The organism is Pseudomonas sp. B16120, from assembly GCF_044218845.1.
Lineage (GTDB): Bacteria > Pseudomonadota > Gammaproteobacteria > Pseudomonadales > Pseudomonadaceae > Aquipseudomonas > Aquipseudomonas paracarnis.
The window spans coordinates 6,102,078-6,115,611 of record NZ_CP162588.1 but is presented as its reverse complement, the minus strand read 5'-3'; the positions used below and the strand labels follow the sequence as shown (position 1 = coordinate 6,115,611).

Genomic DNA, 13,534 nt, shown 5'->3' with positions numbered 1-13,534 from the left:
GTGAACGCGTGAACCTAATTATGAAAATGCTGGCTGCACCAGCAACCGTACTGGCCCTATGGGCTGTCAGCGCTCAAGCTGCGACCAATGATGACATTGCCAAGCGCCTGGAGCCTGTGGGCCAGGTTTGCGTCCAGGGCCAGGAATGCAAGGGCATGGAAGTTGCCGTGGCAGCCGGCGGCGGCGCGAAAACCCCCGATGATATCATCGCCAAGCACTGTAACGCGTGCCACGGCAGCGGCCTTTTGGGTGCGCCAAAAATTGGCGACACCGCCGCATGGAAAGAGCGCGCCGACCATCAAGGTGGCCTCGATGGCATCCTGGCAAAGGCCATCACCGGTATCAACGCCATGCCGCCCAAAGGCACCTGCGCTGATTGCTCGGACGACGACCTCAAGGGTGCGATCAAGAAGATGTCCGGGCTGTAATCGGTCGATCTTCGTCAAAAATGCCGCTTACGAGCGGCTTTTTTGTGCCCGCGATTTGGTATTCAGGCTGTTCTTTGCAGCAAAGACCCGGCAAGCTCGGTCCAACCCCTAATTCATGGAATGTTCGGGAGCAGTCGGATGGTGCAGTTGTGTTCAATCGAGCAAGCAGTTGACGACGTACTGGAGCGCCTGCCGGCGCATATCCACATGGGCATGCCGCTGGGGCTGGGCAAGCCCAACCTGTTCGTCAACGCCCTGTACCGGCGTATCGCAAAGTTGCCCGAACGGGCGCTGACGCTTTATACCGCGCTGAGCCTGGGTCGGCCTACGCAGGGTGATGGTCTTCAAAAGCGCTTTCTCGAACCCTTCATCGAACGGGTGTTTGGCGACTACCCCGAACTGGATTTCCTCGCGGACCTGCACAGGGGCAGCCTGCCGAAGAATATCCGTGTGCAGCAATTCTTCATGCAGCCCGGTAGCCTGCTCCACAGCGCCGCGGCGCAGCAGGATTACGTCAGCAGCAACTACAGCCATGCGGCCCGCGACATCAATGCCGCCGGCCTGAACCTGGTGGCGCAATTGGTTGCCAGTAGCAGCGAGCATCCCGACCGCCTGAGCCTGAGCTGCAACCCGGATATCACTCTCGACCTGCTGCCCATGATCGCCAAGCGCCGCGCGGCCGGGGAGACCATCCTGGTCGTCGGCCAGGTCCATAGCGATTTGCCCTACATGCCTGGCGATGCCGAGTTGGGCATGGATGAGTTCGACTACCTGCTGGATGAAAAAGACAGCACCACGTTGTTCTCCACCCCGAATATGCCGGTGGGCTTTCAGGATCATTTTATCGGCCTGCATGCCAGCACCCTGGTGCGTGATGGCGGTACGTTGCAGATTGGCATCGGCTCCATGGGCGATGCCCTGACGGCTGCCCTGCTGGCGCGCCAGGCCGACAACGAAGCCTATCGCCTGTTGCTCACCGACTTGGATGTGTACCAGTGGGCACCGTTGATCAGCCGCGAAGGCGGCGTTGAGCCGTTTGCCCGTGGCCTTTACGGTTGCAGCGAGATGTTCGTCAACGGCCTGCTGGTATTGGCCGATGCCGGGATCGTGCGGCGCAAGGTCTACCCGGATGTGGCGACCCAGATGCAGGCCAACGCGGGCACCCTGGACGACGCGGCGCAACCTGATGGCGTGTCGATTCATGGCGGTTTCTTCCTGGGACCGCGCAGTTTTTACCAGCGCCTGCAGGAAATGACCCATGCCAAGCGCCAGGCATTCAACATGACCCGCATCAGCTACATCAACGAGCTGTACGGGCAGGAAGAACTCAAGCGCCTGCAGCGCCTGGATGCTCGGTTTATCAACAGCGCCATCATGGTCACCTTGCTCGGTGCTGGCGTGGCTGATCAGTTGGAAGACGGTCGCGTGCTCAGTGGTGTGGGCGGGCAATACAATTTCGTGGCCCAGGGGCATGCGCTGGAAGGTGCACGCTCAATCCTGATTTTGCGCAGCTGGCGTGAGTCGGCGGGTGAGGTCAGTTCCAATATTGTCTGGGAGTACGGCCACTGCACCATTCCCCGGCACCTGCGGGATATCGTCATTACCGAATACGGTATTGCCGACTTGCGCGGTCAGACGGATGCCAAGGTGATCGAAGCGTTGCTGAACATCACTGACTCAAGGTTCCAGCACGACTTGATTGAGCAGGCGCAAAAGGCCGGCAAACTGCCCAAGGATTTCCAGTTGGATCCGCGTTTTGCCGACAACACGCCAGAGCGGCTTCAGGCGATTCAGGCCAGGCATCGTCGCCTGTTCCCGGAATACCCCCTGGGCAGCGACTTCACGAATGAAGAGCGGGATTTGTTACGAGCGCTGAACTGGCTCAAGAGCAAATTCAAGCTCACGGAAATTCTGGAGTTGGGCAAGGCGGCACTCGACGCGCCGGAGCCGGAGGCGTTTCCCGAGCATTTGCAGCGGATGCGCTTGGATAAGCCGGAGGGCATCAAGGAAGACCTGTATCAACGCTTGCTGCTGGCCGGACTGCAGGCCACCGCCCACTGACAGCGCAACGCAAAACCTAATGTGGGAGCTGGCTTGCCTGCGATGAGGGCCTGTCAGTCGACATCTCTGTCGACTGACACATCGCTATCGCAGGCAAGCCAGCTCCCACACAGTGATTACTCGATAAAGGTCACGACACCACCGGCCAGCGACTTCACCCGCGCCAGCGACTCAACCCGATAACCCTGTGCATCCAGTTCTGCACGCCCACCCTGGAACGACTTCTCGATCACAATGCCCAAACCGGCGACGGTCGCGCCGGCCTGCTTGATGATCGAGATCAGCGCCTGGGACGCCTTGCCGTTGGCCAAAAAGTCATCGATCACCAGCACGCGGTCGCTGCTGGTCAGGTGGCGCGGGGAGATCGCCACGGTGCTTTCGGTTTTCTTGGTGAAGGAATACACCGTGGCCGACAGCAGGTTTTCCGTGAGGGTCAACGACTGCTGCTTGCGGGCGAAGATCACCGGCACACCCAGGTTCAGCCCGGTCATGATCGCCGGGGCAATGCCCGACGCTTCGATGGTGACGATCTTGGTGATGCCCGAATCCTTGAACAGTGCGGCGAACTCGTCGCCGATCAGTTTCATCAGTGCCGGGTCGATCTGGTGGTTCAGAAAGGCGTCAACCTTGAGGACCTGATCGGAAAGCACGATGCCTTCTTCGCGAATTTTCTTGTGCAGTGCTTCCACGGAAAGCTTCCTCTAATGGCGCGTTGTGCGCCGAAAGTAGATTAAAAAGTAGTCGATTCTAGCGTTTTAACATCGCGCGTATGTCCGCCAAGGCGGTGTTGCCGCGAACGGCCTTCACCTCGGTGGGCGTGTCGTCATTGCCTTCCCAGGCCAGGTCGTCCGGCGGCAGTTCATCCAGGAACCGGCTGGGGGCACAATCGATGATTTCACCGTATTGCTTGCGCTTGGCGGCAAAGGTGAAGGCCAGGGTCTGACGTGCGCGGGTAATGCCCACGTAGGCCAGGCGGCGTTCTTCCTCGATGGTGTCGGCTTCGATGCTGGAGCGGTGCGGGAGGATTTCCTCTTCCATGCCCATGATGAACACGTAGGGAAATTCCAGGCCCTTGGAGGCATGCAAGGTCATCATCTGCACGCCTTCGGCACCGTCTTCCTCTTCTTGCTGGCGCTCGAGCATGTCGCGCAACACCAGCTTGCCGATGGCGTCCTCGACGGTCATCTCGCCGTCTTCGTCTTTTTCCAGGGTGTTCTTCAGCGCTTCAATCAGGAACCAGACGTTGCCCATGCGGTAATCCGCGGCCTTGTCGCTGGAACTGTTGGTGCGCAGCCAGTTTTCATAGTCGATGTCCATGACCATGCTGCGCAAGGCGCTGATCGGGTCTTCGCCGGCGCACTGCTCGCGCACCTTGTCCATGAAACGCTTGAAGCGCGACAGGCGATCGGTGAAGCGCGTGTCCAGGTGTTCGCCCAGGCCGATTTCGTCGGTGGCGGCATACATGGAAATCTTGCGTTCGGTGGCGTAGTTACCGAGCTTTTCCAGGGTGGTGGAGCCGATTTCCCGGCGTGGCACGTTGATCACGCGCAGGAAGGCGTTGTCGTCGTCCGGGTTCACGATCAGCCGGAAGTAGGCCATCAGGTCTTTGACTTCCTGGCGTCCGAAAAAGCTGTTGCCGCCCGACAGGCGATACGGCACCTGGTGATGCTGCAATTTCAGCTCGATCAGCTTGGCCTGGTAGTTGCCGCGATACAGGATCGCAAAGTCGCTGTAGGGCCGGTCGGTGCGCAAGTGCAGGCTGAGGATTTCCACGGCCACGCGCTCGGCTTCGGCGTCTTCGTTGCGGCAGCGGATCACACGGATCTCGTCGCCATGGCCCATCTCGCTCCACAGTTGTTTTTCAAACTCGTGGGGGTTGTTGGAGATCAGCACGTTGGCGCAGCGCAGGATGCGGCTGGTGGAGCGGTAGTTCTGCTCCAGCATCACCACTTTCAAGGAGGGGTAGTCTTCCTTGAGCAGCATCAGGTTTTCCGGGCGGGCGCCGCGCCAAGCGTAGATCGACTGGTCGTCGTCGCCCACTACGGTGAACTGGTTGCGCGTACCGATCAGCAACTTCACCAGCAGGTATTGGCTGGCGTTGGTGTCCTGATATTCGTCCACCAGCAGGTAGCGCACCTTGTTTTGCCACTTCTCCAGGATGTCCTTGTGCTCTTGGAACAGCTTGACCGGCAGCAGGATCAGGTCGTCGAAGTCCACCGCGTTGAACGCCTTGAGCGTACGCTGATAGTGGGTGTAGACGATGGCGGCGGTCTGCTCCTTGGGGTTGCGTGCGGCCTCCAGGGCTTCGGCGGGCAGGATCAGGTCGTTTTTCCACGAGCCGATCATGTTCTTGATTTCGTCTACGCCGTCGTCGCCCGCGTATTCCTTCTGCATGATGTCGGTCATCAGGGCCTTGACGTCGGTCTCGTCGAAGATCGAGAAGCCGGGCTTGTAGCCCAGTCGCACATGCTCCTTGCGGATGATGTTCAGGCCCAGGTTGTGGAAGGTGCACACGGTGAGGCCACGGCCTTCGCCACCCTTGAGCAGGGTGCCGACCCGCTCTTTCATTTCCCGCGCCGCCTTGTTGGTGAAGGTCATGGCGACGATGTACTGGGCGCGGATGCCGCAGTTCTGGATCAAGTGCGCGATCTTGCGCGTGATCACGCTGGTCTTGCCGGAGCCTGCACCGGCGAGCACCAATAGAGGGCCGCCGACGTAGTTCACGGCTTCTTGCTGCCGGGGATTGAGTCGGGACATACGGAATTTTAGGGGTCGTTGTTCAAAAGGGCGGGCATTTTAACAGGCTGGAAAGATTCTGCTGCCATAGAACGACGGTGTGACGTACCACTCGATCTAAATTTGCCGGTTTTGCTACTTTGCCGCAGGATGTGGAGGAATATCCGAGACGATTATTTACAGTCTGCGTATTTGATAACACCTATCATTTGTCATCCTTTGTCATTGTCAGGCCGCACGTCATAATGGCACCGCTAATGAAATTTTGCAGAGTCTAGGGAGTTAGCGTGTCTACGCCTGTCGAACCCTTGCGTTTGCTGCTGCTGGCCGATGAGCCTGAGTGGGCAGCGTTGTTGCGCGAGTGCCTGGCGCCGATGGGCGAAGGGGCTGTGCTGATCAGTGCGCCCAACTGGGACTCGGTAAGCCGCCTGTTCGATGACGACCAGGGTGCTGTGTTATTGACCACGCCCAGCCTGCAGCCAGGCCCTGGCCGGTGCAGCCTGCCGTGTGTATTGCTGCTGGAGCAGGAGCCACTGGTGTCGCCGCTGGGTGTCAGCGATTGGTTGGTGTTGGATGCATTGGACGCCGACACATTGCGCCGCTGCCTGCGCCATGTGCGCGAGCGCGGCGTGCTGGAGAATACCTTGCAGCGCCTGGCCGAGCAGGACCCGCTCACCGGTATTGCCAACCGTCAGGGCTTCCAGACCTTGCTCGCTGCACGCTTGGCCGACAATGACGGCCGTGGCCTGGCCCTCGGTCATCTGGACCTAGACAATTTTCGTCATGCCAACGATGCCCTCGGCCATCAGGCGGGCGACCGGTTGATCCTGCAAGTGGTGTCGCGGCTCAAGAGCCAGCTCGAAGCCGGGGACCAACTGGCGCGCCTGGGCAGCGATGAGTTTGCCTTGTTGATCGATACCCGCCGGGCACCTCAGCGCGCCGAGTGGATGGCTGAGCGCATCACCGAAGTGATGGCCGAGCCCTACTGGGTGGATGGTGAAAGCCTGTTGATCGGTTGCAGCCTGGGTATGGCCCATGCTCGAGCCCGCGCTGGCGCCGACCCGTTGATGTGGCACGCCCATATCGCCATGCAGCAGGCCAAAAGTACCCAGGGCTGCACCTTCCATATCTTCAATGAGCGCATCAACCGCAACGCCCGCAGCCTGGCCGACCTGGAAAGTGAACTGCGCCGGGCTTTGCGTCGCGATGAGTTGGAGCTGCATTACCAGCCGCGCCTGGACCTGGACGACGGTCATATCGTTGGCCTCGAAGCCCTGGTGCGCTGGCGTCACGGCGAGCGCGGCTTGTTGCCGCCCAGCGAGTTCGTGCCGCTGGCCGAACAGAGTGGCTTGATCGTGCCATTGGGCTACTGGGTGATCTCCCGAGCCCTGCGCGACATGCAAGACCTGCGTGAACGCGGCCTGCCGCCGCTGCACATGGCGGTCAACCTGTCGTTTCGCCAGTTCCAGGACAGTCAGTTGCTGTCTACCCTCAGCCGCCTGATTGCCGAGCGCGGCGTGGAAGCGCAATGGCTGGAGTTCGAATTGACCGAAACCGCCGTGATGCGCCGCAGCGACCTGGTCAAGCAGACCATGGACGCCCTTGGCCGGCTGGGTGTGCGGTTTTCCCTGGATGACTTCGGCACCGGTTTTTCGTCGTTTGTGCACCTCAACAGCCTGCCGATTGCCTTGTTGAAGATCGACAAGAGCTTTGTCGGCGGCATGGAAGAGCGCGAAGAAAACCGCAAGCTGGTGCACGCCATGATCAACCTGGCCCACAACCTCAATCTGGAAGTGGTCGCCGAAGGCGTGGAAACCCCTGAGCAACTTGAACTTTTGCGCTTGTTTGGGTGCGATCAGGTCCAGGGTTACCTGATCAGCAAGCCGTTGCCGTTGCCGGAGCTGGTGGAATACCTGCTGTTTGGTCAAAGCCAGCAGGCGCTGTTGGGCTAAGCCTTCAAAGTGGTTCAAATGTGGGAGCAGGCAAACCAGCTCCCACATGGGCCGCGTGCACTTGCTAGTCAGGCATTGCCGCTTGGAAACCAACAGGAGCATCTGGCTCCTGCCGAATCATCCGCTTCATCTTCGCCTCAAACGCCCAGGTCAGGCTCACCGCCGCACACGCCAGGCCCAGTGCCAGGCCCCACCAGACGCCGGTGGGCCCCCAGCCCAGGGTGAACGCCATCAACCAGGCAGACGGTGCGCCAATCAGCCAATAGCAACCCAGCCCCACCAGGAAGGTGGTCTTGGCGTCCTTCAAACCCCGGATACAACCCATGGCGATGGTCTGCACACCGTCGAATAATTCGAACCAGGCGGCGACGGCCAGCAGGCTCACCGCCAGGACGATGACGTCATGGAACGCCGGGTCGTCATGGTCGAGGAACAGCCCGATCAGTGGGTCGGAAAACAGCCACAGCACTGCTGCGAATCCCAACATCACCATGGCCCCGAATCCTATGCCGACTCGCCCGGCCAGGCGTGCCATCAGCAACTGCCCGGCGCCGTAATGCTGGCCGATGCGCATGGTCACCGCGTAGGACATCCCCGCCGGCACCATGAAGGCCACCGAGACAATCTGCAGGGCGATCTGGTGCGCCGCCAACTGCGTGCTGCCCATGGTGCCCATGCACAACGCCGCAAAGGCAAACAACCCGACCTCTACCGCATAGGTGCCGCCAATCGGCAGGCCCAGGCGCCACAGCTCGCGCAGGTAATGGGTATTCAGGCGCAGCAGGCCGGTGCCCAGCGGGTATGCGGCGTAGGCCCGGTTGCTGCGGATGTACCACATCAATGCCAGCGCCATGCCGTTGGCGACGATGGCAGTCACCAGGCCGATGCCCATCAGGCCCAGTTTCGGCAGGCCGAACATGCCTTCGATCAAGGCATGGTTGAGCAGGTAGTTGACCACGGTGCCGCACAGGCTGATCACCATCACCGGAGTGGCCTTGCCGATGGCGCTGGTAAAGCCGCGCAGAGCCATGAAGCTCAGGTAGCCGGGCAGGGCAAAGGGCAGGATCGTCAGAAATTGCCCGGCTGCTTGCACGTTGGTTTCGGTCTGGCCAAACATCAGCAGTACCGGCTTCAAGTTCCATAACAGCAACGCCGCCGCCAGCGCCATCAACCACGCCAGCCACAGCCCGGCCTGGGTCAGGTGGGTGGCGCCGTCGATATCGCCCGCGCCATGGCGAATGGCGACCAGGGTGCCCACGGCTGCGATCACGCCGATGCAGAAGATCGCCACGAACGAATAGCTCGCCGCGCCCAGGCCGCCGCCTGCCAAGGCCTCGGGGCTCAGGCGCGCCATCATCAGGGTGTCGGTCAGCACCATCAGCATGTGCGCCAACTGTGAGGCAATCAACGGCCCCGACAGCCGCAGAATGGCCCAGAGTTCGGTACGTGCCGGATGTTGCATGATCATCACACTCGAATAATCAGGAAGGTGGGGAAGGGTTGATTCTCGGCGCATTCAGCGCATTGCACAAAAGGATAAAAGCGATCGTTGGCATGATTAAAACTCATGCTTGAGCGATTCTGGTAGGGTTTCCAGATTGCGCAGTCGGAGCTTTCAGAATGTCCCGTCGTCTTCCTCCTCTTTATGCCTTGCGGGCATTTGAAGCCGCCTCCCGGCACCACTCCTTTACCCGCGCGGCTGAGGAGTTGTCGATTACCCAAAGTGCGATCAGCCGGCATATCCGTACGCTCGAAGATTATTTCGCCTGCCGATTGTTCCAGCGCAGCGGTCGCACATTGCAGCTCACGGAAGCGGCGCGGTTGTTGCTGCCTGGCGTACGGGAAGGCTTCGCTGCCCTGGAGCGTGCTTGCCATACCTTGAATGCCGAAGATGACATCCTGCGTATGAAGGCGCCGTCCACTTTGACCATGCGCTGGCTGCTGGCGCGGTTGAGTCGCTTCCGCGCATTGCAGCCAGGCAATGAGGTACAACTCACCAGTGCGTGGATGAGCATCGATGAAGTGGACTTTAACCAAGAGCCGTTCGACTGTGCGGTGTTGCTCAGCAACGGGCACTTTCCGGCGGACTGGGAGGCCAGTTATCTGTTTGCGGAAATGCTGATCCCGGTGGGAGCGCCGAATCTGTTGGACGACGGTCCCTGGGACGTGACGCGGCTGGCAACCGCCGAACTGCTGCACCCGACCCCGGACCGCCGCGACTGGCGTTACTGGCTGCAGCGCATGGGGTTGTCATCTCACGTTTCACTCAAGGGTGGGCAGGTGTTCGACACGCTCGAGCTGGGCATGATCGCTGCGGCGCGGGGCTATGGCGTCTCCATGGGTGACTTGCTGATGGTGGCCGAAGACGTGGCGCAGGGACGCTTGAGCCTGCCGTGGCCCACGGCGGTCGCCAGTGGGGAAAGCTACTACCTGGTGTGGCCGAAAACTCGCCCGGGCGGGGAGCGTTTGCGACGGCTGGCGGAATTTCTTCAGGGCGAAGTCAAGGCGATGGAATTGCCCCAGGTTGAACGCCTCGATTGAGTAGGGCCGGACCGTGTGCAATCGTTTGCGGGATACCCCTGTGATTCGCTCAAGTATTGCCAAATGCCGCCGAAGAAGGAGGTTGGAACCATCGTGCATCAACGTTTCCCACTAGATAATTTGCCGAGCAGCGCTATGAGATCAGGATGATCCTGGCCTCGGCCAGGAGCTGTCATGTCTCAACCTCGTGCCCGGATTGCCTCCCAGTTAGGCCTTGCACTCGCCGTGATTCTGGCTGTCGTGATTAGCGGCAGTACGGTCTTTGCCTTGCGTACCCTCGACTCCGCCAACCTCGCCACCCGCGAGGAACACCTGGCCAGCGAGGCGCGTCTGCTCGCCGACCAACTCAACACCTTCCACAGCACCTTGCGCGAAAGCACCCAGCGTTTGAGCGGGCTGTTTGAAAAGCGCTTCGGCGCCGGCTTGAGTGTACGTGCGGACCAGCCCGTGGCCGTGGCCGGCATGCAGACGCCAAGCCTCTACCTGGGCAACGAGGTATTGAATAACAACTTCGAAGAGGTGGATGAGTTCAAGCAGATGTCCGGCGGCGTGGCCACGGTATTCGTGCGCAGCGGCGACGACTTTATCCGCGTCAGCACCTCCCTGACCAAGCAGGATGGCAATCGCGCCATTGGCACCGTGCTCGACCGTCAGGGCGCGGCCTACCAGCGCGTTGTGGGCGGCCAGACCTACATCGGCCGTGCCGTGTTGTTCGACCGCTCCTACATGACCCAATACAGCCCCGTGCGTGACAGCAGTGGCCAGGTCATCGCCGTGCTGTTCATCGGTTTCGATTACACCGATGCTCAGAACGCCCAGTTTGAAAACCTCAAGCGCTTCCGTATCGGTCAGACCGGCTCCCTCGCGCTGCTCGATGAGCAAAAGCACTGGCTGGTGCCGCCGGCTGGCGTGCAAGCGCCGGATCAGGCGATTGCCGTGATGCTCGACCTGGCGAAAAAGCCGGGCGCAGGCCGTTTCTGGAGCGACAATAACGAAGATTTCTATAGCGTATCGGTGCCGTTCGAAGGCGGCCCTTGGGCGGTGGTAGCGAGCATGCCCAAGGCTGAGATTCGCGCAGTGACCTGGGAAGTCGGCATCCGCCTGGTGATCGGCAGTGTGTTGGCGATGTTGCTGGCAGTGGGCGCCACGGTGTGGCTGTTGCGCAGCAAGCTGGCGCCATTGAGCGAGCTGGTGCGCCAGGCCCAGGCGCTGGGCGCGGGCGATTTGAGTGCGCGCCTCAACGTTTCCAGCCATGACGAAATCGGCCAGTTGGCGCGCAGTTTCAACCAGATGGGTGAAGCGCTGTCGACCATGGTGTCGCATATCCGTACCGCGGCCGAACAGGTCAACAGCCGCGCACAGGCGTTGTCGGGCCTATCCGGTGGTGCCTACGAAGGCATGGAGCAGCAGTCCGGCGAGATCACCAGCATGGCCGGCGCGGTGGAAGAGTTCAGTGCCACCTCGCTGAACATTGCCGACAACATGGGCAACACCGAGCGCCTGGCCCAAGAGAATGCCCAGCAAACTCGTATCGGCCGCACCTCGATGCAAGAAGCGTCATCGTCCCTGGAACATATCGCCACTGCGCTGAACAGCACCGCTGCAGTGATCAACACCCTGGGCCAGCGTTCCCAGGAAATCGGCGGGATCGTCGGCGTGATTACCGCCATCGCCGAACAGACCAACCTGCTGGCGCTCAACGCCGCCATCGAAGCCGCGCGTGCCGGTGAGCAAGGCCGTGGTTTTGCCGTGGTCGCCGACGAAGTGCGCAATTTGGCTTCGCGTACCCGCCAGGCCACCGATGAAATCTCCAGCATGATCCAGAGCATCCAGCAGGAAACCGGCAACGCCATCAGCACCATGGAACACGGCAATGCGCTGATGCAGGAAGGCTTGTCGCGCAACGCCGACGTGGCCTCGGCCCTGGCGCGTATCGACGAGCAAAGCCGCTCGGCCGGCCAGCAATTTGCTGCGATCACCACCGCCACCCAGGAACAGAGCAGCACCGCGACTTTGCTCAGCAGCAACCTGCAGAGCATTGCGCTGGCCAACAGCGAGCAGCGTGAAGTGGTGTCCAACCTGGCGGTTACCGCCAAGGAACTGGAGACCTTGGCGGCAGGCTTGCGTCATGAGGTGGATCGGTTTCGTTGAGGCACCGCCAATCAAATTGTGGGAGGCTCAACTGAGAGATGCTGGGCGGTATTGCAAGGCCTCCTTCAGATGATCACGGGTGATGGCGTCCATCTGGTCCAGGTCCGCCAGGGTGCGCGCCACCTTCAGCAGCCGATGGGCCGCCCGCAGTGACAGTGTCAGTCGCTCGCAGGCGGTCTCCAGCCAGCCCTCGTCGACCTTTGGCAGCTTGCAGTGCTGGCGCAGCCCCGGCAGGTCCAGAAAAGCATTGGCACACCCCTGGCGTTGCTGTTGACGCTCGCGTGCTTCGGCTACCCGCACCGAGGCATCGGCCGTTGTATCGCCCGCCGGTTGAGTGGGGCTCAGCGCAGTGGCCTCCCGCGCGACGGTCAGGTGCAAATCAATCCGGTCCAGCAAAGGGCCGGATAGCTTGTTGCGATAACGCTGGATCTGCTCCGGCGTACACCGGCAACGCCCGCTGGGTTCGCCCATGTAGCCGCAGGGGCAGGGATTCATCGCCGCGACCAGTTGAAAGCGAGCCGGGAAGCTCACCCGGTCTCGGGCTCGGGAGATCACGATATGCCCCGACTCCAATGGTTCGCGCAGGACCTCCAGTACCTTGCGATCGAACTCTGGCAGCTCATCCAGGAATAACACCCCGTGATGGGCCAGGGTGATTTCCCCCGGTTGTGGCTTCGAGCCGCCCCCCACCAGCGCCGGCCCGGATGCCGAGTGGTGCGGCTGGCGAAACGGGCGGTTTGGCCAATGGCTCAGCGGTGCCAGGCTGACCACGGATTGGATCGCGGCCACTTCCAGTGCTTCCTGCTCGCTCAACGGCGGCAGCAAGCCCGGTAGCCGGCTGGCCAATAACGTCTTGCCGGTGCCCGGTGGCCCGCTGAAAAGCAGGTTATGCGCGCCCGCCGCCGCGATCAGCAATGCTCGCTTGGCCGCGAGTTGGCCCTGCACTTCACGCAGGTCTGGGTAAGGCTTGTTCACGTACAGCAAGCCGTCGGACCTGTAGGGCTCAATCGGCACGTGCCCATTCAGGTGCGCCACCACTTGCAGCAGGTGGTCCACCGCAATCACCTTCAACCCCGATGCCAGGCACGCCTCTTCGGCGTTGGCGCGCGGCACTATCACGGTGCGCCCGGCCTTGCGCGCCGCCAGCGCGGCCGGCAATACCCCCTTCACCGCGCGCACCTCGCCGGACAGCGCCAATTCCCCAAGGCACTCCACGTCATCGAGCATCAAGGCCGGCACTTGCACACTGGCCGCCAGGATGCCGAGGGCAATCGCCAGATCAAAACGCCCGCCGTCCTTGGGCAGGTCGGCGGGCGCGAGGTTGAGCGTGATGCGCCGGGCCGGATATTGCAGCGCCGAGTTGAGGATGGCACTGCGCACGCGGTCCTTGCTTTCCTTCACTGCGGTTTCGGGCAAACCCACCAAGGTGAGAGACGGCAGGCCATTGGCCATATGCACTTCGACAGTGACGGCTGGGGCTTCCACACCGACCTGTGCGCGGCTGTGGACAATGGCGAGGGACATGCTCGTTCCTTGAATGGGAGGGCCGCTTCCTGCGGTTTTTTCAAGGGTAGACGAGGTGGGATGGAGCGGGGCGGGGGAGGTTTTACAGAACGTATCCGGGCGGCAACGCAAAACAAGTGTGGGAGCAGGCAAGCCAGCTCC

The 13,534-nt window shown here is 61.3% G+C and carries 9 protein-coding genes; 5 read left to right on the top strand and 4 right to left on the bottom strand.

Going from position 1 to position 13,534, the window contains the following annotated elements; genetic code table 11:
* The first annotated feature begins 20 nt into the window (after positions 1-20).
* Both AB4P90_RS28655 and AB4P90_RS28650 read left to right on the top strand, forming a co-directional pair.
* Positions 21-428 (top strand): c-type cytochrome, encoded by a 408-nt coding sequence (locus AB4P90_RS28655; protein ID WP_395606115.1) that lies wholly within the window; start codon positions 21-23, stop codon positions 426-428.
* A 138-nt stretch (positions 429-566) separates the two neighbouring features.
* On the top strand, positions 567-2,489 hold the full coding sequence (locus AB4P90_RS28650) for an acetyl-CoA hydrolase/transferase C-terminal domain-containing protein (protein WP_014720468.1): 1,923 nt from the start codon (positions 567-569) through the stop codon (positions 2,487-2,489).
* Between the two features lie 116 nt (positions 2,490-2,605).
* Here AB4P90_RS28650 and AB4P90_RS28645 read toward each other — a convergent pair whose 3' ends face one another.
* A complete protein-coding gene (locus AB4P90_RS28645) occupies positions 2,606-3,178 on the bottom strand; it encodes a xanthine phosphoribosyltransferase (protein WP_003195447.1) in 573 nt (190 codons plus the stop codon).
* Positions 3,179-3,236: 58 nt separating this feature from the next.
* Positions 3,237-5,246, bottom strand: coding sequence for a DNA helicase Rep (gene rep / locus AB4P90_RS28640; protein ID WP_005792464.1), 2,010 nt, complete (start codon positions 5,244-5,246; stop codon positions 3,237-3,239).
* 266 nt (positions 5,247-5,512) lie between these two features.
* Between rep and AB4P90_RS28635 the strand changes: the two genes are divergently transcribed.
* On the top strand, positions 5,513-7,177 hold the full coding sequence (locus AB4P90_RS28635; protein ID WP_014720467.1) for a bifunctional diguanylate cyclase/phosphodiesterase: 1,665 nt from the start codon (positions 5,513-5,515) through the stop codon (positions 7,175-7,177).
* A gap of 64 nt (positions 7,178-7,241) precedes the next feature.
* Here the strand turns inward: AB4P90_RS28635 and AB4P90_RS28630 are convergent, their stop codons facing one another.
* Entirely contained in the window at positions 7,242-8,645 is a 1,404-nt protein-coding gene (locus AB4P90_RS28630) for a NorM family multidrug efflux MATE transporter (RefSeq protein WP_020302861.1), read from the bottom strand.
* Between the two features lie 152 nt (positions 8,646-8,797).
* Between AB4P90_RS28630 and AB4P90_RS28625 the strand changes: the two genes are divergently transcribed.
* Positions 8,798-9,718: a LysR substrate-binding domain-containing protein gene (locus AB4P90_RS28625; RefSeq protein ID WP_014720465.1), complete on the top strand. Its 921-nt coding sequence runs from the start codon at positions 8,798-8,800 to the stop codon at positions 9,716-9,718.
* A 174-nt stretch (positions 9,719-9,892) separates the two neighbouring features.
* Positions 9,893-11,869, top strand: a complete 1,977-nt coding sequence (locus AB4P90_RS28620) for a methyl-accepting chemotaxis protein (protein WP_395605546.1) — start codon at positions 9,893-9,895, stop codon at positions 11,867-11,869.
* 27 nt (positions 11,870-11,896) lie between these two features.
* Here AB4P90_RS28620 and AB4P90_RS28615 read toward each other — a convergent pair whose 3' ends face one another.
* Positions 11,897-13,393, bottom strand: coding sequence for a YifB family Mg chelatase-like AAA ATPase (locus AB4P90_RS28615; protein ID WP_019819814.1), 1,497 nt, complete (start codon positions 13,391-13,393; stop codon positions 11,897-11,899).
* Between the last annotated feature and the right edge of the window lie 141 nt (positions 13,394-13,534).

Excerpts from the sequence above, each read along its gene's own strand:
- AB4P90_RS28630 (WP_020302861.1), bottom strand. The coding sequence starts at position 8,645 with ATGATCATGCAACATCCGGCACGTACCGAACTCTGGGCCATTCTGCGG.
- AB4P90_RS28625 (WP_014720465.1), top strand. The coding sequence starts at position 8,798 with ATGTCCCGTCGTCTTCCTCCTCTTTATGCCTTGCGGGCATTTGAAGCC.
- AB4P90_RS28620 (WP_395605546.1), top strand. The coding sequence starts at position 9,893 with ATGTCTCAACCTCGTGCCCGGATTGCCTCCCAGTTAGGCCTTGCACTC.
- AB4P90_RS28650 (WP_014720468.1), top strand. The coding sequence starts at position 567 with ATGGTGCAGTTGTGTTCAATCGAGCAAGCAGTTGACGACGTACTGGAG.
- rep (WP_005792464.1), bottom strand. The coding sequence starts at position 5,246 with ATGTCCCGACTCAATCCCCGGCAGCAAGAAGCCGTGAACTACGTCGGC.
- AB4P90_RS28615 (WP_019819814.1), bottom strand. The coding sequence starts at position 13,393 with ATGTCCCTCGCCATTGTCCACAGCCGCGCACAGGTCGGTGTGGAAGCC.
- AB4P90_RS28655 (WP_395606115.1), top strand. The coding sequence starts at position 21 with ATGAAAATGCTGGCTGCACCAGCAACCGTACTGGCCCTATGGGCTGTC.